General features: G+C 71.5%; 13 protein-coding genes. 5 read left to right on the forward strand and 8 right to left on the reverse strand.

Translation table 11 applies throughout. From position 1 onward, the window contains the following. The first annotated feature begins 229 nt into the window (after positions 1-229). Positions 230-871, forward strand: a complete 642-nt coding sequence (locus ACGFWI_RS13820; protein WP_393906172.1) for a superoxide dismutase — start codon at positions 230-232, stop codon at positions 869-871. Positions 872-1004: 133 nt separating this feature from the next. Here the strand turns inward: ACGFWI_RS13820 and ACGFWI_RS13825 are convergent, their stop codons facing one another. Then, the gene (locus tag ACGFWI_RS13825; protein WP_393906173.1) at positions 1005-1640 is read right to left on the reverse strand and encodes a DsbA family protein; all 636 of its coding nucleotides are present in this window, start codon (positions 1638-1640) and stop codon (positions 1005-1007) included. 126 nt (positions 1641-1766) lie between these two features. On the opposite strand from ACGFWI_RS13825, the gene pepN (ACGFWI_RS13830) reads away from it, so the two are divergent. Together pepN (ACGFWI_RS13830) and ACGFWI_RS13835 are read left to right on the forward strand one after the other, a co-directional pair. After that, positions 1767-4355 (forward strand): aminopeptidase N, encoded by a 2589-nt coding sequence (gene pepN / locus ACGFWI_RS13830; RefSeq protein ID WP_393906174.1) that lies wholly within the window; start codon positions 1767-1769, stop codon positions 4353-4355. 124 nt (positions 4356-4479) lie between these two features. Beyond that, a complete protein-coding gene (locus tag ACGFWI_RS13835) occupies positions 4480-5502 on the forward strand; it encodes a hypothetical protein (RefSeq protein ID WP_393906175.1) in 1023 nt (340 codons plus the stop codon). A gap of 46 nt (positions 5503-5548) precedes the next feature. Here the strand turns inward: ACGFWI_RS13835 and ACGFWI_RS13840 are convergent, their stop codons facing one another. Further along, positions 5549-7297 (reverse strand): TIGR03767 family metallophosphoesterase, encoded by a 1749-nt coding sequence (locus tag ACGFWI_RS13840; protein ID WP_393906176.1) that lies wholly within the window; start codon positions 7295-7297, stop codon positions 5549-5551. Between the two features lie 410 nt (positions 7298-7707). Between ACGFWI_RS13840 and ACGFWI_RS13845 the strand changes: the two genes are divergently transcribed. Beyond that, a complete protein-coding gene (locus ACGFWI_RS13845; RefSeq protein WP_393906177.1) occupies positions 7708-8739 on the forward strand; it encodes an aspartate-semialdehyde dehydrogenase in 1032 nt (343 codons plus the stop codon). Positions 8740-8807: 68 nt separating this feature from the next. Here ACGFWI_RS13845 and ACGFWI_RS13850 read toward each other — a convergent pair whose 3' ends face one another. Continuing rightward, positions 8808-9374: a DUF1203 domain-containing protein gene (locus tag ACGFWI_RS13850; RefSeq protein ID WP_393906178.1), complete on the reverse strand. Its 567-nt coding sequence runs from the start codon at positions 9372-9374 to the stop codon at positions 8808-8810. Positions 9375-9564: 190 nt separating this feature from the next. Between ACGFWI_RS13850 and pepN (ACGFWI_RS13855) the strand changes: the two genes are divergently transcribed. Next, complete coding sequence (gene pepN, locus ACGFWI_RS13855; protein ID WP_393906179.1) at positions 9565-12159, forward strand: aminopeptidase N; 2595 nt, start codon at positions 9565-9567, stop codon at positions 12157-12159. Between the two features lie 207 nt (positions 12160-12366). On the opposite strand, the gene alc is transcribed toward pepN (ACGFWI_RS13855), so the two are convergent. The 5 genes from alc to ACGFWI_RS13880 form a co-directional block, all read right to left on the reverse strand. Further along, the gene (alc, locus tag ACGFWI_RS13860; RefSeq protein WP_393906180.1) at positions 12367-13512 is read right to left on the reverse strand and encodes an allantoicase; all 1146 of its coding nucleotides are present in this window, start codon (positions 13510-13512) and stop codon (positions 12367-12369) included. A 90-nt stretch (positions 13513-13602) separates the two neighbouring features. Next, positions 13603-14607 (reverse strand): LysR family transcriptional regulator, encoded by a 1005-nt coding sequence (locus tag ACGFWI_RS13865; RefSeq protein WP_393906181.1) that lies wholly within the window; start codon positions 14605-14607, stop codon positions 13603-13605. A gap of 73 nt (positions 14608-14680) precedes the next feature. Further along, on the reverse strand, positions 14681-15661 hold the full coding sequence (locus tag ACGFWI_RS13870; RefSeq protein WP_393906182.1) for an acyl-ACP desaturase: 981 nt from the start codon (positions 15659-15661) through the stop codon (positions 14681-14683). A gap of 291 nt (positions 15662-15952) precedes the next feature. After that, complete coding sequence (locus tag ACGFWI_RS13875) at positions 15953-16201, reverse strand: hypothetical protein (protein WP_393906183.1); 249 nt, start codon at positions 16199-16201, stop codon at positions 15953-15955. Positions 16202-16278: 77 nt separating this feature from the next. Then, complete coding sequence (locus ACGFWI_RS13880; protein ID WP_393906184.1) at positions 16279-17955, reverse strand: alpha-L-fucosidase; 1677 nt, start codon at positions 17953-17955, stop codon at positions 16279-16281. Positions 17956-18012 lie beyond the last annotated feature (57 nt).

The following is an 18012-nucleotide window of genomic DNA, read 5'->3' on the forward strand; positions in this document are numbered from 1 at the left end:
GCGGGCGCGGGGGGGGGGGGGGGGGGCGCGCGCCGCCCCCCCGCCCCCCCCCGCCGCCCCCCCGCCGCCGGGCCGGGCCCCCCCCCCCCCCCCCCCCCCCCCCCCCCCCCCCGCCTGCGTCTTTGGGACCAGGCCGGTCCCCAAACCCGGCCGGTGATCACTCCTGCTGGTAGCGTGCTCTTGCACATCAATTGCAATAAGAAGTCGTAAGCAGTTGGAGAGGCTCGGCATGGCCACCTACACACTTCCTGAACTTCCGTACGACTACTCGGCGCTGGCCCCGGTCATCAGCCCCGAGATCATCGAGCTGCACCACGACAAGCACCACGCGGCGTATGTGAAGGGCGCGAACGACACCCTGGAACAGCTCGCCGAGGCGCGCGACAAGGACCAGTGGGGCAACGTCAACGGCCTGGAGAAGAACCTCGCGTTCCACCTCTCCGGCCACATCCTGCACAGCATCTACTGGCACAACATGACCGGCGAGGGCGGCGGCGAGCCGCTGGCGAAGGACGGCGTGGGCGAGCTGGCCGACGCGATCGCCGAGTCCTTCGGCACGTTCGCGGCCTTCAAGGCCCAGCTGACGAAGGCCGCGGCCACCACCCAGGGTTCCGGCTGGGGCGTGCTGGCCTACGAGCCGGTCAGCGGCCGGCTGATCGTCGAGCAGGTCTACGACCACCAGGGCAACGTCGGGCAGGGCTCGGTCCCGGTCCTGGTCTTCGACGCCTGGGAGCACGCCTTCTACCTGCAGTACAAGAACCAGAAGGTGGACTTCATCGAGGCCATGTGGCAGGTCGTGAACTGGCAGGACGTCGCCAAGCGCTACGCGTCCGCCAAGGCGCGTGCGCACAGCCTGCTGCCGGCGCCGTAACGGCCCCGCCCGCGGCCGCAGTCGTCCTGCCTCGTGATCGTCTTCTCACCGTTCACCCGGCAGGCGGAATGACGGAGCGCCTTCGCACGTCCGATACGTGCGGAGGCGCTCCCCTGTGTCTCGGTGCCGGACCTCAGTCGAAGATCGGGCCCTGCGTCCGCGTCCGCTTGATCTCGTAGAAGCCGGGGATGGACGCGACCATCAGCGTCCCGTCCCACAGCTTGGCGGCCTCCTCGCCCTTGGGGGCCGGGGTGACGACCGGCCCGAAGAAGGCGATCTGCTCGCCGTCGTGCCCGGGGACGGCGATGACCGGGGTGCCGACCTCCTGGCCGACCAGGTCGATACCGTCCTTGTGGGAGGCCCGCAGCTGCTTGTCGTACGCGTCGGAGTCCGCCGCATCGGCCAGTTCGGCGGGCAGACCGGCCTCCTGGAGGGCGTCCACGATGGTCTCGCGGGTGCGCTCCAGGCCGCGGTTGTGGAAGCGGGTGCCGAGCGCGGTGTAGAGCGGGCCGAGCACCTCGCTGCCGTGCTGCTGCTCGGCGGCGATGCACACCCGCACCGGGCCCCAGGCGGTCGCCAGCAGGTCGCGGTACCCCTCGGGCAGCTCGTCGAGCTTGTCCTCGTTCAGCACGGCCAGGCTCATCACATGCCAGCGCACCTCGACCGGCCGGACCTTCTCCACCTCCAGCATCCAGCGGGACGTCATCCACGCCCAGGGGCACAGCGGGTCGAACCAGAAGTCTGCGGGGGTCTTCGCGGTGTCGGACACGGGGTCTCCTTATGAGAGCTGTGCTGCGTCGGTCAACGGTGCTGTTCCGTGGAAGGTTCAACCGACAGCGGGCGTGCCATGATTCCCGTTGTTCGATATTCGAGACGAGGACGAGGGAGTCACGCCGTGCCAGGTGAGAATCTGTCCCGGGACGAGGCACGTGAACGGGGCCGGCTGCTGAGCGTCGACGCCTACGACGTGGCACTGGACGTCCGCTCAGCGGTCGCCTCCGGTCCGGCCGCTGAGACCTTCCGCTCCCGGACGACCCTGCGCTTTTCCTGTGCCGAGCCCGGCGCCTCGACCTTCGCCGACCTGCTGGCGCCCGCGGTCACCTCCGTCACCCTCAACGGCCGGGAGCTGGACCCCGCGGCGGTCTTCGACGGCACCCGGATCACGCTGGACGGGCTGGCCGCCGAGAACACCCTCGTCGTCGACGCGCGGTGCGCATACAGCCGGACCGGCGAGGGCCTGCACCGCTTCGTGGACCCCGAGGACGGCGAGGTCTACCTCTACACCCAGTACGAGCCGGCCGACTCCCGCCGGGTTTTCGCCAACTTCGAACAGCCCGACCTCAAGGCCCCGTTCACCTTCGAGGTCACCGCCCCCGAGGGCTGGCGGGTGCTCAGCAACGGCGCGCAGGAGGGCGGGGCCGAGGGCGGCCGGCACCGCTTCGCCACCACCGAGCCGATCTCGACGTACATCACGGCCGTGGTCGCCGGCCCGTACCACTACGTCTCCGACAGCTACCGCCGCACCTTCGAGGACGGCACCGAGCTGGAGATCCCGCTGGGCGCGCTGTGCCGCAAGGGCCTGGCGAAGCACTTCGACGCGGACGACATCTTCACCGTCACCAAGCAGGGCCTGGACTTCTTCCACGACCACTTCGACTTCCCGTACCCCTTCGGGAAGTACGACAGCGCCTTCGTCCCGGAGTACAACCTCGGCGCCATGGAGAACCCGGGCTGTGTCACCTTCCGCGAGGAGTTCATCTTCCGCGGGAAGGTGACCGACGCCTCCTACGAGAGCCGGGCCAACGTCATCCTGCACGAGATGGCGCACATGTGGTTCGGCGATCTGGTCACCATGCAGTGGTGGAACGACCTGTGGCTCAAGGAGTCCTATGCGGACTTCATGGGCGCCTTCGCCCTGGTGGAGGCGACGCGCTTCACGGGCGGCTGGATCACCTTCGCCAACCGCCGTAAGTCCTGGGCCTACCGCGCCGACCAACTGCCCTCCACCCACCCGGTCACCGCCGACATCCGTGACCTGGAGGACGCCAAGCTCAACTTCGACGGCATCACCTACGCCAAGGGCGCCGCGGTTCTCAAGCAGCTGGTGGCGTACGTGGGGCAGGACGCCTTCCTGGAGGGCGCCCGGCGCTACTTCAAGCGGCACGCCTACGGCAACACCCGGCTGACGGATCTGCTGACGGTGCTGGAGGAGACCTCCGGCCGGGACCTGGCGTCCTGGTCACGGTCCTGGCTGGAGACCGCGGGCGTCAACTCCCTGACGCCACAGGTCACTTATGACGCCCAGGACCGGATCACCGAGCTGAGCGTCCTCCAGGAGGCGGCCCCCTCGCACCCCGAGCTGCGGCCGCACCGGATCGCGGTCGGTCTCTACCGGCGCCGGGACGCGGACTCGGCACTGGTGCGCTACGCCCGCGCCGAGGTGGACGTCTCCGGGCCGCGGACCGGCGTGCCCGAGCTGGCCGGCCTCGAACGGCCCGAGCTGGTGCTGGTCAACGACGAGGACCTGACGTACGCCAAGGTCCGTTTCGACGAGGGGTCGCTGGCCACCCTGCGGGCCCGGCTCGGCGAACTGGCCGACCCGATGGCGCGGGCGCTGTGCTGGGCCGCGCTGTGGGGCCTGACCCGCGACGGGCTGATGCCGGCCCGCGACTACCTCGATCTGGTGCGGCGGTTCGCCGGCCGGGAGAGCGACATCGGCGTGCTGCAGTCGCTGCACGGGCAGGCGCAGACGGCGCTGGAGCAGTACTCCGCGCCGGACCGCCAGGAGCGCGCCACCCGGGAGTCGGCCGAGGGCGCGCTGCACGAGCTGCGGCTGGCCGAGCCCGGCAGCGGCCATCAGCTCGCCTGGGCCCGGCACTTCGTCGCCCTCGCCGCCGCCCCCGCCGATCTCCAGCTGCTCCAGGGGCTGCTGGACGGTACGGCGAAGATCGACGGCCTGGACGTCGACCAGGAGCTGCGCTGGACGATCCTGGAGCCGCTGGCCGCGCACGGCGTCGCGGACGAGAAGGTGATCGCCGCCGAGCTGGCCCGCGACAACACCGCCTCCGGCAAGCGCCACCAGGTGCGCTGCCTGGCCGCCCGCCCCTCGGCCGAGGTCAAGGCGCAGGCGTGGGCCCAGGTCGTGGAGTCCGACGCACTCTCCAACGCCCTGGTGGAGGCGACGATCGCCGGGTTCGCGCAGTTCGGGCAGCGGGAGCTGCTGGCCCCGTACCTGCCGCGCTACTTCGCGGCGATCGAGCGGGTGTGGCAGGAGCGCTCCATCGAGATCGCGATGGAGGTGGTGCGCGGGCTGTTCCCGTCCTGGCAGGTGGAGCAGGCCACGCTGGACGCCGCGGACGGCTGGCTGGCCGGGCATGCACAGGCGGCGCCCGCGCTGCGGCGGATGGTCCTGGAGAAGCGGGACGATCTGGCGCGGGCACTGCGTGCACAGGCTTGTGACGAGGCGGCCGGACCGAGGCCGTAACCCCCCTGGCGACCAGCTCTTTTCGGCAGTCGAACGCCCGTACTTTAGTACAGGGTTGTCCGGTTTGTGGTACGGGCGTGTAACAACGGTTAGGGGGTGGAGCGGGTGCGGGAATCGACGGGTCATGAACCACGACGCCCCGCTCTCCCCCCTCCCCCTCCGCCACCTCTCCGAGGCGCAGTGCCGGGTGATGACCACCCGTCAGCTGCGTGAGCACGGCATCCCGGCGGCGGAGACCGCCGAACGCTGCCGCCCCGGCGGCCCCTGGCAACAACTGCTCCCCGGCGTCTATCTCCTGCACCCGGGACCGCCCACCAGCGAGGAACGGCTGCATGCGGCCCTGCTGTACGCCGGCCACCGGGGGCCGACGGTGCCCCGGCAAAGCGACGGGTCCGACGACGCCCCCGAGGCGATGATCACGGGACTGGCGGCGCTCGCCCTGCACGGCTTCGCCGAGGTGCCCCCGCTGCTCGCCCTGGAGCGCATCGAGGTACTGGTGGCCCGCACCCGGCGGCTGCGCTCGACCGGTTTCGCGCGGATCGTGCGGACCGTGGAACTGCCCGTCGCGCAGGAGATCACCGGAGTGCCGGCCGCGCCGGTGCCGCGCGCGGTGGCGGACGCGGTCGGCACGCTCACCGACGCCACGAGAGTGCGCCGGCTGCTGACCGAGGCGGTGCGCGGCGGCCACTGCGAGGCGACCTCGGTGGTACGGGAGCTGAGCCGGGCCCGGCTGCTGACCCGGCCGCACGTGATGGACGCGGTGGACACCCTGCTGGCCGAGGGCCGGGCGCTGGCCGAGCAGCGGCTCTATGCGATGGTCCACGCCCACGGCCTGCCCGACCCGCTGTGGAACGTCGAGCTGCGGCTGCCGGGAGGGCCGCACCTGGGCGGCGTGGACGCCTTCTGGCCGGAGCACGCGGTGGCCCTGGAGATCGACACCCGGACACCGCGCCCCGAGGAGGACCCGCTGCAGTCGCCGTTCTTCCACAAGCGCGAGCATCTGGAGCGGCTGGGCATCACCGTCGTCCGCTGTCTGCCGCGCACCCTGCGCACGGCACCCGAGCAGCAGGCCGCGGTGATCCGTACGGCCCTGATGGCGGCAGGGGACCGGGAGCCGAGCGCGTATGTCGTGGTCCTGCCGCGCTAGGTGCGCCGACCGGACCGCCGGGGCCCGGCGCTCGGACCGGACGCCGTCAGTGCCGCTTGAGCAGCAGCTCGACGTTACGGTCCCGGGCCGTGCCCGCGAGGTCCGTACGGGCCTCGGGGGCGTTGAAGGACAGCTCGCGGTAGAGGGCGGCCAGTCCGGTCTGCGAGAGGTCGCTGAAGTCCGTGCGGTGCGGGGCGGCCGACTCGACCAGGGTGGTGAACAGCGACAGCGTGCCGTCGTGGTTGTCCACCAGCTCGATGACCCGGGCCAGCTGCGGGAAGTCGATGTGGGAAGCGGTGGAGATCTCCCAGAAGCTGCCGTGCGCGACGATGTCGTTCTTGTGGCTGTGGCCGTTGATCCAGCCGACGACGCGGGGGTGGGCGGCCAGCACGTCCACCAGCTCCGCGCCGGTGTGCCGCCGCTCCTGCGGGTGGGCCGGGTCGGGCCGGGTGTTGTTCATCGTCTTGCTGGTGTGGTGGCTGAAGACCAGGACATGGGCCTTCTCCCCCTTCTCGTTCTCCTTCAGCGTCCGCTCCAGCCAGCGCAGTTGGGCGTCACCGACGGAGCCGGTGTAGTGGCCGCCGGGGTCGGTGGTGTCCAGGCTGATCCCGAGGACATCGTCGGAGACCCGGAAGGTGTAGTAGAGGCGGTTCGTGTCGAGATGCGCGGCGGTGTAGCCGTGGCCGTGCGGGCCGGGGCCGGTGTGCGCCGGGTCGAGGTGGGCGCGCAGATACTCGGCCCGGGTGAAGGGGGCGCGCCGCTCGTCGGGGGTGACCGCCCTGGCCTGCTTGGCGTGCGCCTTCAGCAGCCGCTTGAAGTCCGCCCCCTTGGGGTCGAGGCCGTCCTTGACCGCCTTCCAGACCTTTGCGGCCTCCGCGGCGGGCAGCGTCTCCAGCTTGCGGCCGCCGGTGGCGATCTCGGTCCAGAAGGAGTCGCCGGGGGCGTAGCACCCGCCGGGCAGCGAGTCGTGGTTGCCCACCGTCGAATACCAGGGCAGTCGCAGTCCCGGGCTGTGGACGGTGCGGATCGCGGCCTGCAGGAACCCGTCCAGCTGCGGGAAGCCCAGCTTCTTGTCGGCGTCGCGCAGCGCGCTGTCCGGCTGCCAGTACAGCTTGTGCCCGCTGTCCTGGACGCCTTCGTAGCGGCGCGGGTCGCCGGAATTCGGGGTGATCCGGCCGCCGCTCATCGCGGTCAGGAACCACTCCAGCTCCAGCTTGGAGTTGTTGTCGGTGTTGTCGCCGGTGGTCATCACGAAGGACAGCGGGGCGCCGGTGGCGGGCCCGCCGGGCAGCGCATTGACCCGCTCGATCAGCGAGACGACCCCGGCCACCGACAGCGCCTCCTGCGGCCGCCAGGCGCTGGCGGTCTCGGCGCGCAGGTACTCGTAGCGCAGCGGGCTCTGCACATCGACCAGGTGCAGATCGGTGAACTGCACGAACGACGCCAGTGCGGTGCGCCGCCGGTCGCGCCCGCCGTGTGCCGTGGCGAGATCGGCGCGGACGACCCGGTCCCAGGCGGGGCCGTCGGCGAGCCGGCGATAGCCCCCGCTGCCGCGCGGGGCGGACACCCCGCCGAGGGTGGTGCCCCGGTGGTACGGCGTACGGGGAACGGCGGGGGCATCGACCGGGACGGGCGCCGCCGGGGCCGGGCCGGAGGTGACGGTGGCGGCCTGCGCCGGCCGGTCCGGGCCGACGCCGAAGGCCAGCCCGAGACCGGTGGCGGCACCGACGGCTCCGGTGGCGGTGAGGAACGTACGGCGGTCGAAAGTAGCGGCGGCGGACCGTATACGGGACATACGCAGGCTCCCCGGGTGCGAACGCGAAAGCGGCCGGGCAGCACAACTGCCCTGTCACCTGGGATGCTTGGCATCGGGGATGACCTGAGCGTGAACGCCACCGCAACGCGGAAAACCCATCACCGCACAGGGATCTGCCGGCCATCTGCCGGTCATGGAGCCCTGCCCGCGGGTGCGGCCGGCGGTCACCGGCCGTTCATCCCCCGGGGTACCCGGACCGCTCAGCCCCCGCCGACCCGGCCACTACGCACCGCGCATACATCGACACACTCTGTCGCCGTCCGGCCTCCCGACCCGCCACGGAATGGAACGGATTGGACAAGGCGACGGGTGTCACACACATGATGGAGGCACTACTGAGCAGGTGTTCCGAGCAGACACCTATGTCAGGTCCAGAAAGAAGGAGTCCCATGAGGATCGGAATCGTCGGAGCCACCGGACAGGTCGGCGGCGTGGTGCGGGGCATCCTCGCCGAGCGAAACTTCCCGGTCGAGCAGCTGCGGCTGTTCGCTTCGGCCCGGTCCGCCGGACGTACGCTCCCGTGGCAGGACACCGAGATCACGGTCGAGGACGCGGCCACCGCCGACTTCTCGGCGCTGGACATCGTGATCTTCTCGGCCGGCGGCGCCACGTCCAAGGCGCTGGCGGAGAAGGTCGCCAACGCGGGCCCCGTCGTGATCGACAACTCCTCGGCCTGGCGCCGTGACCCCCAGGTCCCGCTGGTCGTCTCCGAGGTCAACCCGTCGGCGATCACCGAGCGCCCCAAGGGCATCATCGCCAACCCGAACTGCACCACCATGGCCGCGATGCCGGTGCTGCGCCCGCTGCACGACGAGGCCGGTCTGGTCTCGCTGGTCGTCGCCACCTACCAGGCGGTCTCCGGCAGTGGTCTGGCCGGTGTGGAGGAGCTGGACGGCCAGGTCCGCAAGGCCGTCGAGCAGGACGCCACCAAGCTGACGCACGACGGTGGCGCGGTGGAGTTTCCGGAGCCGGACAAGTACGTCGCTCCGATCGCCTTCAATGTGCTGCCGATGGCCGGCTCGGTCGTCGACGACGGTCTGAACGAGACCGACGAGGAGCAGAAGCTCCGTAACGAGAGCCGCAAGATCCTGGAGATCCCGGAGCTGAAGGTGTCCGGCACCTGCGTCCGCGTCCCGGTCTTCACCGGCCACTCGCTGCAGATCAACGCCCGCTTCGCGCGTCCGATCAGCCCCGCCCGCGCCCAGGAGCTGCTGGCCGGCGCCCCCGGTGTCACCCTCTCCGACGTCCCCACCCCGCTCCAGGCCGCCGGCCAGGACGCGTCCTTCGTGGGCCGTATCCGCACGGACGAGACCGCCGAGAACGGCCTGGCGCTGTTCGTCTCCAACGACAACCTCCGCAAGGGCGCGGCGCTGAACGCCGTCCAGATCGCGGAGCTGGTCGCGGCGGAGCTGCGCGGCTGACCGCACCGCACCGCAAACGGCGGGTGCCCGTACGGAGACTCCGTACGGGCACCCGCCGTTTTCAGGCCCTAGCGGCCCGGCCGGACCTCGAACTGGAAGCACCCGTACTCCACGGCCCGGACGTGCACCAGAGCCACCTCCGGGTCCGCGAACGCCTCCGTGAGGGCCGCGTCGAACGCGGCCTGGGCGTCCTCGGGCACCTCCAGGGGCCGGCCGCCGACGATCCGCCCCTGGGTGTTGTAGCGGCGCAGCACGCGCAGCGCACCGGCCCGTACAGCCGGATACCTGCCGGCCGCACCGTCCGGCCCGCCGCACGCCCCGGCATGGATGAACACCGGCCCCTGCTCGTCGTACGCCCCGGGCTTCGCCCCGGTCCCGGCCGCCCAGCGGCGCAGCGGCGCGTACGCGACCAGGGCCACCCGCTCGCCGGCGCGGGCGTCGCGCAGACAGCAGCGCAGCAGCGACCCGACGCAGTCGTGCGGCACACCGTCCTCACGGGCGGTGAACGGTTCGGTGGGCCACCCGGCGTCGTCGGTGACCCGGAGTTCCTTGAGGGCGGTCTCCGGGATGGCAAGGGCGGTGTGGGCCGTCGGGTGCGGGGCTCGGTGGGTCCGGTGCGCGGTGTGGGTCGTCATGGGTCCAGCGTCGGCGTCGCGGGCGCGGAGCGCTGGCGGGAATCGGACGCCGCGTTTGCGGCCGCGGGCGGCGGGCGGCGGGCGCGGACCGGGCGGCGCCCGATCGCAAACTGTCCGCGATCACGGGCCCCGCGCCGTGGAAGGATGACGGGAACGCCGCATACGAGGACGCTTACGAGGAGATGACCTGGTGCCTGGCACGAATCTGACCCGCGACGAGGCGCAGCAGCGGGCGCGCCTGCTGACCGTGGACGCGTATGAGATCGATCTCGACCTCTCCGGCGCGCAGGAGGGGGGTACCCCGGGCGACGCCGAGAGCGGGGGTGGCACGTTCCGGTCGGTGACGACGGTGCGTTTCGATGCGGCCGAGGCGGGCGCGGACTCCTTCATCGACCTGGTCGCGCCGGCCGTGCGCGAGGTGGTGCTCAACGGCGAGGCGCTGGATCCGGGCGAGGTGTTCAAGGACTCGCGGATCGCCCTGTCGGGGCTGCGGGCCGGCGGCAATGAGCTGACGGTGGTGGCGGACTGCGCCTACACCAACACCGGTGAGGGGCTGCACCGCTTTGTCGACCCGGTGGACCAACAGGCCTATCTGTACACGCAGTTCGAGGTACCGGATGCGCGACGGGTGTACGCGTCCTTCGAACAGCCGGATCTGAAGGCGACGTTCCGGTTCACCGTGAAGGCCCCGGAGGGCTGGACGGTGATCTCCAATTCGCCGACGCCGGAGCCGAACGGAAACATCTGGCAGTTCGCCCCGACACCGCGGATCTCGACGTACATCACGGCGCTGATCGCCGGTCCTTACCACAGCGTGCACAGCTCGTACGAGAAGGACGGGCGGACGGTGCCGCTGGGCATCTACTGCCGGCCGTCGCTGGCGAAGCACCTCGACTCCGAGCAGATCTTCGCGGTCACCCGGCAGGGCTTCGACTGGTTCCAGGAGAAGTTCGACTACGCCTACCCGTTCGAGAAGTACGACCAGCTCTTCGTGCCGGAGTTCAACGCCGGCGCGATGGAGAACGCGGGCGCGGTGACCATCCGCGACCAGTACGTCTTCCGGTCGAAGGTGACGGACGCGGCGTACGAGGTGCGTGCCGAGACGATCCTGCACGAGCTGGCGCACATGTGGTTCGGCGACCTGGTCACCATGGAGTGGTGGAACGACCTGTGGCTGAACGAGTCGTTCGCCACCTACACCTCGATCGCCTGCCAGGCCTACGCCCCGGGCTCCAGGTGGCCGCACTCGTGGACGACGTTCGCCAACTCCATGAAGACCTGGGCGTACCGGCAGGACCAGCTGCCCTCCACCCACCCGATCATGGCCGAGATCAACGACCTCGACGATGTGCTGGTCAACTTCGACGGCATCACCTACGCCAAGGGGGCCAGCGTCCTCAAGCAGCTGGTCGCCTACGTCGGCATGGACGAGTTCTTCCAGGGCGTACAGGCCTACTTCAAGGCGCACGCGTACCGGAACACCCGGCTGTCGGACCTGCTCGGCGCGCTGGAGGAGACCAGCGGGCGGGATCTGAAGACCTGGTCGAAGAAGTGGCTGGAGACGGCGGGGATCAACATCCTGCGGCCGGAGATCGAGGTGGACGCCGAGGGCGTCGTCACCTCCTTCGCGGTCAGGCAGGAGGCCCCGGCGCTGCCGGCCGGCGCCAAGGGCGAGCCGGTGCTGCGACCGCACCGGATCGCGATCGGCGCCTATGAGCTGCAGGGCGGAAAGCTGGTCCGCACCGAGCGGATCGAGCTGGACGTGGACGGTGCGCTGACCCCCGTACCGCAGCTGACGGGCAAGCAGCGTCCGGCCGTCCTCCTCCTCAACGACGACGATCTGTCGTACGCCAAGGTCCGGCTGGATGAGGAGTCGCTGAAGGTCGTCACCGAGCACCTCGGCGACTTCACCGAGTCGCTGCCGCGCGCCCTGTCGTGGGCGTCGGCCTGGGACATGACGCGGGACGGCGAACTGCCCACCCGCGACTACCTCTCGCTGGTGCTGTCCGGCATCGGCAAGGAGTCGGACATCGGCGTCGTCCAGTCGCTGCACCGCCAGGTGAAGCTGGCGCTGGACCTGTACGCGGCGCCGGAGTGGCGCGAGACGGGGCTGGCGGCCTGGACGGCGGCGGCCCTGGAGCAGCTGCGGGCGGCCGAGCCGGGCAGCGACCACCAGCTGGCCTGGGCCCGTGCGTTCGCCGCCTCGGCCCGTGAGGACGAGCAACTGGACCTGCTGCAGGGCCTGTTGGACGGTACCGAGGAGATCCCCGGGCTCGCCGTGGACACCGAGCTGCGCTGGGCGCTGCTGCACCGGCTGGCCGCCACCGGCCGGGCGGACGAGAAGGCCATCGCGGCGGAGCTGGACCGGGACAAGACCTCGGCGGGCGAGCGGTACGCCGCGACGACCCGCGCGGCGCGTCCCACGGCGGAGGCGAAGGCCGAGGCCTGGGCCACGGTGGTGGAGTCGGACCAGCTCCCCAACTCCCTGCAGGAGGCCGTCATCGGCGGCTTTGTGCAGACCGACCAGCGGGAGCTGCTGGCGCCGTACACCGCGAAGTACTTCGCCGCGGTGAAGGACATCTGGAACTCCCGCAGCCATGAGATGGCCCAGCAGATCGCGGTGGGTCTCTACCCGGCGCTGCAGGTCTCGCAGGAGACGCTGGACGCCACGGAGGCCTGGCTGGCGTCGGCCGAGCCGAGCGCGGCGCTGCGCCGGCTGATGACCGAGTCGCGGGCGGGGATCGAGCGGGCCCTGAAGGCGCAGGCCGCGGACGCGGCGGCCTGACCCGCTGCCCGGTGGTGTCCGCCGGCGCGGATCGCGCCAGGCCCCCGTCCTCGGGGGTTGCCCGCCGTGGCGGCGGGATCTCCTTCCGCCGCCACGGCCGGTGCTGACGCCCGGCGGACGGGCCCGGTGGCTTCCGTCCGCCGGACGCGCCGGTGTCCACCGGGCCCCGCCCCTCCGTCGGGGCCCGGTGGAAGAGGGGGTTGCGGCTCAGCCGTCGAGGGCGTCGAAGCGGCTGCCGAGGGCGGCGCGGCCCGCCGCGGTGAGGGCGCCGTGCAGGCGCAGCCGCGCGAGGCCGCCGTCGGGGAAGACGTCCAGCCGTACGTGGGTGGCCGTCACGGCCGCCGGCAGCTTGAAGCGGTGCGGGGTGTCGGGCTGGAGCTTCGTCTTCGGCAGGATCTCGAACCAGGAGGCCTCGTCGGACGGGTCGCCGTCGCACCCGGACAGGGCGGCCCAGCCCGCTGAGTTGCCCTTGAGGTAGGCGGTGTCGATCTCCACGGCGCGGATCTCGCCCTGGGCGGCGAGACGGAAGCGCACCCAGTCGTTGGTGTTCTTGACCCGGCGGCGGCGGTTCTCCCAGCCGTCGTCCATCTTGCGGGACAGATCGGGCCGGATGACCTGGGTGGGCGAGGAGTAGAAGCGGTCGGAGGCGTCCTCGACGGTGCCCCCGTGCATGACGGAGGCCAGGTCGAGGGTGCCCAGCACATCGAGCCACTCCGGGTCCGGCACGACCTCGCCGTGGACCCGGAGGCGGGCTATGCCACCGTCGGGATGCTGCTTGAGCCGCAGGTGGGTGAAGCGGCGCTCCACGGTGACCGCGAAACCGTTGGCGGCGTGGCCGCGGACGGGGGTGCGCGGGACCAGCTCCTCCCACTTCACCTCGTCGGCGAGCAGCTCCTCGGGGCTCGGGCTGCCGGGGAGGGCGGTGGCCTCGACGGTGACCTGCTGGGGGTAGTTGCCGCGGAAGTGGGCGGTGTCGACGATGACGCCGCGGATCACGCCGGGGGCGGCGAGGCGGATCAGGGCCCAGTCGTGCTCGTCGTCGGCCGGGAAGGGGTTCTCGCCGTCGGTGCCGCGGCGGCGCCGGGTCTCCCAGCCGTCCATGATCTTGCCCTTGTGGCCGAAGTGCTCGGGGTCGAAGACCGCCGGGGTGGGCTTCAGCAGATTCTCGCGCTCGGCGAAGAACTCGTCGTTCGCGGCGATCACTCCGGCGCCGAAACGGCGGTCGGCGAGATCGACGAACGAGGTGAAGGGGAAGTCCCCGCCGCGGTAGTCGGCGTAGGGGTCTCCGCCACCGTACGGGTTGGCGTCGTTGGCGTGCGGATCAGTGGTGTCGGCGGCCGGGTTGGCGGTCATCGTGGCCTTTCGATGGGCGGGAGGTGCGGACCGCTCCACGGTCGCAGCGGGCGACCCCTCAGGTCCATCGAAAGTTTTTGAGGAATACGTTCAGCTGGACTGAATGGTGGTGTCCCCCGGCGTCTGCGCGGCGGCCGCCTGCCGGAGCGCGGCCAGCACCCGGGCCGGGCCCGGCGCCCCTTCGGAGCCGCGCCGGGCGGCGGCGATCACATGGCGGCGCGGCTGGTCGGCGTGCAGGACCCGCAGCACCACTCCCCCGGCGCCGCGCTCGGCGGATACGCCGTGCCCCTCTTCACCGCGCCCGACGGCTTCCTGACGTCCGACGGCGCCGAGGCCGCCCGCCATGGCCATCCGCGGCACCAGCGCCACGCCCATCCCGGCCGCGACCATCGCCCAGATCGCGCTCCAGTCGGCGGCGGCATGCGCCTGCTCGGGCACGAACCCGGCGCTCTCGCAGGCGGTGGTGGTGATCTGCGACCAGGGCCCGCTGCTGCCGAAGATCCAGGGCTCGCCCGCCAGATCGGCCAGCCGCAGCCCCGGCTCACCGGCCAGCGGATGGCCGGCCGGCAGCGCCACGTCCAGCGGGTCGGCGAGCAGCGAGACCCGGCTGAACTTGGGGTCGCGCGGGGTGGGGGCGTGCGCGGCCAGCGACAGCGCCAGATCGACGCTGCCCTGTGCCAGCAGTTCGTAGGCGGCCTCCGCCTCCGCCTCCCGTACGGCGACCGACAGGCCCGGATGCGTACGGCGCAGCTCTCGGACGGCCGGGACCACCAGGGCCGGGATGGCCGTGGAGAACGCGCCGACCCGTACCTGGCCCGCCTCGCCCTGGAGGTAGCCGAGCAGGTCCGCGTCCGCGCGCTCCAGCTGGGCGAAGACCGCCTCGGCGTGCCGCAGCACCAGCTGCGCGGCGTCGGTCAGCCGTACCCGCCGGCCGTGGGCCTCCAGCAGCGTGACCCCGAGCGCCTTGGCCAGCCCGGTCAGCTGCTGGGAGACCGCCGAGGGCGTCATGTGCAGCGCCTCGGCGGTCGCGGTGACCGTGCCCAGCTCTTGGAGGGTGCGCAGGATACGCAGCTTTTTGAGGTCCCAGTCGGCCATGCGGGCAGCGTACGCACCCGCCGCGGCCACCCGCCCGCGGGCGACGGCGGCGGGAAGCCGGCCGGGTCAGCCGTCAGCCGCGGCGGTTGGCCTCGCGGCGGGCGAGGATGGCGGCCTGGCGCTCGTCGAACTTCCGCGCCTGGCTGTCCAGACCGTCCATGAACAGCCCCAGCTCCTCCTGCGCCGCCAGCCCGGCCGGGCCGAGCCCGCCGATCTCCAGCACCTTCAGATAGCGCAGCACCGGCTGGAGCACATCGTCGTGGTGGATCCGCATGTTGTAGATCCCGCCGATGGCCATCCGGGCGGCCGAGCGCTCGAAGCCGGGCATGCCGTGGCCGGGCATCCGGAAGCCGGTGACGACGTCGCGCACCGCGCTCATGGTCTGGTCGGGCGCCATCTCGAAGGCCGCGCCGAGGAGGTTGCGGTAGAAGACCATGTGGAGGTTCTCGTCGGTGGCGATCCGGGCCAGCATCCGGTCGCAGACCGGGTCGCCGGAGTGGTGGCCGGTGTTGCGGTGCGAGATCCGGGTGGCCAGCTCCTGGAAGGCGACGTACGCCACCGAGTGCAGCATGCTGTGCGAGTTGTCGGACTCGAAGCCCTCCGACATGTGGGCCATGCGGAACTGCTCCAGCTCGTCCGGGTCGACCGCACGGCTGGTGAGCAGGTAGTCGCGCATCACGATGCCGTGCCGGCCCTCCTCGGCGGTCCAGCGGTGCACCCAGGTGCCCCAGGCGCCGTCGCGGCCGAAGAGGGTGGCGATCTCGTGGTGGTAGCTGGGGAGGTTGTCCTCGGTGAGGAGGTTGACCACGAGGGCGATCCGGCCGATGTCGCTGACCTTGGACTGCTCGGGGTCCCAGGCCTCGCCGTCCAGCGGCCCGGGGAAGTTGCGCCCGTCGCTCCACGGCACGTACTCGTGGGGCATCCAGTCCTTGGCGATCTTCAGATGGCGGTTGAGTTCCTTCTCTACGACCTCTTCGAGCGCATAGAGCAGCTGAGCGTCGCTCCAGGCGGCCTGGCCGAGCTCTCCGTTATGGCGGGCGGGGGCGATGGTCACGGGGGGACTCCTGGGGACGATGACCTACGGGTCCGTAGGTTTGACCTACGGACCCGTAGGTTACGTCATCGTAGGTTAGGGCCGGTTAAACACCGGGCCCTGTTCAAACCGGTCGAAAAGCGCTCGATAGCCTCCTCGCAACCCCTTTTTCACCTGCGGAAATATCCGAGTACGACAAAGGGCACCCGCCGGTTCTTGTCACGGGTGGGTGCCCTGTCCGGGTACGACAAAGGGCGCCCCACGGTTCTGGTGAACCGAGGGGCGCCCCGAAGGCGTCACTGCTGCCCGGCGTCAGCCCGCGGACTTGGCCTGCTTGCGGGACTTGTCGCCCGCGACGACCAGCCCGGCGATGATCAGGAAGAGCACGATGGGTGCAGCGACATAGAGGCCGAGCGTCGCGATCACGCTCAGGCCCGGACCCGGGTCGTCACCATCGTCGCGGGTGAGCGCAAACGCGGGGGACGACATCAGCAGCATCAGCGCGGTGCCGGCGGTGATGGTTCCGGCGCGCAGGACATTCTTATTGACCTTGTTGCTCACGAAGTCAACGTATCGGACGCCCTGGCGCCCCGCGCGCCCGGGGTGGCACAACCGGCGCCCCGCCGGGCCGGCGCCGCTCAGCCGCCCGCGGCCCGGCTCCGGTGCAGCGTCACCGGCGCGAGGCGGCTCGGGCCGCGGGACTGCTCGACGGTGACCCGTACGGCGTCGGCGGTCACCGGCGCCGGGAGCGCGAGGATCCGCCGGTGCCCGATGGTGGTGCCCCGGGCGAGCGTCGTCCATGTCCCGCCGCTCCGCGCCTGAACGGCGAAGCGCTCGACCCGCTGCCCGTGACGGATGTCCTCGGCGAGCCCGATCCGGTCGAAGGTCCAGGGCCCGGGTCCGGCCGCCCGCAGATCCCTGCCGTAGGTGTCGCGCACGGCGGTCCCGAAGGCGGCGAGCGAGGCGACGTCCTCGGCGGCGATCCGGCCGTCCTTGGCGGGCGGGACGTTCAGCAGCAGCGAGGCGTTGCGTCCCACGCTCTTCTCGTACAGGTCCATCAGCTCGGCCGGGGTCTTGGGGTGTTCGCCGGGGTGGTGGAACCAGCCGGGGCGCAGCGAGACATCGGCCTCGGCCGGGTACCACTGGAGGTACTTGGTGGTGGGCGCGAGGAGCTTGGCGCGGGAGCCGATGTCGGGGTCGGTGGAGTCGTTGGGAAGTCCGCCGGCCATCACGGTCCAGGGGTCTTCGGCGGAGGGGGTCACACTCCACTCCGTCTCCCGTGCGACGCCACTCTCGTTGCCGACCCAGCGGGCGCCCTGCGGCCCGGCGAAGACGACGGTGTCCGGGGAGAGCCGGTGGATCAGCCGGAACCACTGGCCGACGTCGTATTTCTGGGTGATGCCGGAGTCCGTCCAGGGGTTGGCGCCGTCCAGCCACAGCTCGTCGAGGGGACCGTACTGCGTGAACAGCTCGTAGACCTGGTTGAGGTAGTACGCGTCGTAGTCGTCCGCCCGGACATGGAAGACGGGCAGTCTGCCGCTGCGGACGGCGGCGGCGCGGTCGTCGCCGGGGACGAGGGTGGGGATGGTGCGCTCGGTGACCTTGCTGCCGTTGCCGAAGCGGCCCAGGCCGCGCGGCGCCCGGTCGCCGTCCTCCAGGGCGACCCGCTCGGGCAGGCTGAGCGGCTTGCCCTCCTGCTGCTTCCTGCGGATCTCCTCGACCCACTGCGCATGCCAGGCGTGCGGGAGTTCGGCGCCGTCGGAGGGCGAGAGGTAGATCCCGACCTTCAGCCCGGCCTTGCGGGCGGCCCTGACGTACGCACCCACGACATCGGGGCGGCCGGGGCTCGCCGCGACGGAGTGCGGTGTGTAGCGGCTCGGGTAGAGCACGAACCCGTCGTGGTGCTTGGCCGTGAGCATCACCTGCTCGGCGCCGGCCGCCTTGTACGCGCGCATCCACTGGTCGGCGTCGATGCGGGAGCGGCCGGAGACGTCGAAGAGCTTCTCGTCCTCGGCGCCGGAGCCCCATTCCCGGTTGGTGAAGGTGTTCATGCCGAAGTGGGTGAAGGCGGTTATCTCCCTCTGCTGCCAGGCGAGTTGTCCCTTGGTGGGGACGATATGGGCGGCCTTCTCGATGACGCGGTCCGGGGTGTCGCAGGGCTCGACGGCCATCTGGGAGGCGGGGCGTACGGGCCGGTCGCAGGGGCCGGCGGCGGTCGGCGGTGACTGGGCCAGGGAGCTCTGGACGGGGACGAGCGCGGCGGCCGCGGTGAGCGCAAGCGCGCACAGCGTCCGCCGGGTGCTGCGGAGTGCCATGGTTCCCTCCAACTCGCCGACCACGCACGATGAATGGTCGGATGTCTGGATGGTTTC

The sequence above is a fragment of the Streptomyces sp. NPDC048434 genome (genome assembly GCF_043200375.1).
Taxonomy (GTDB): Bacteria; Actinomycetota; Actinomycetes; order Streptomycetales; family Streptomycetaceae; genus Streptomyces.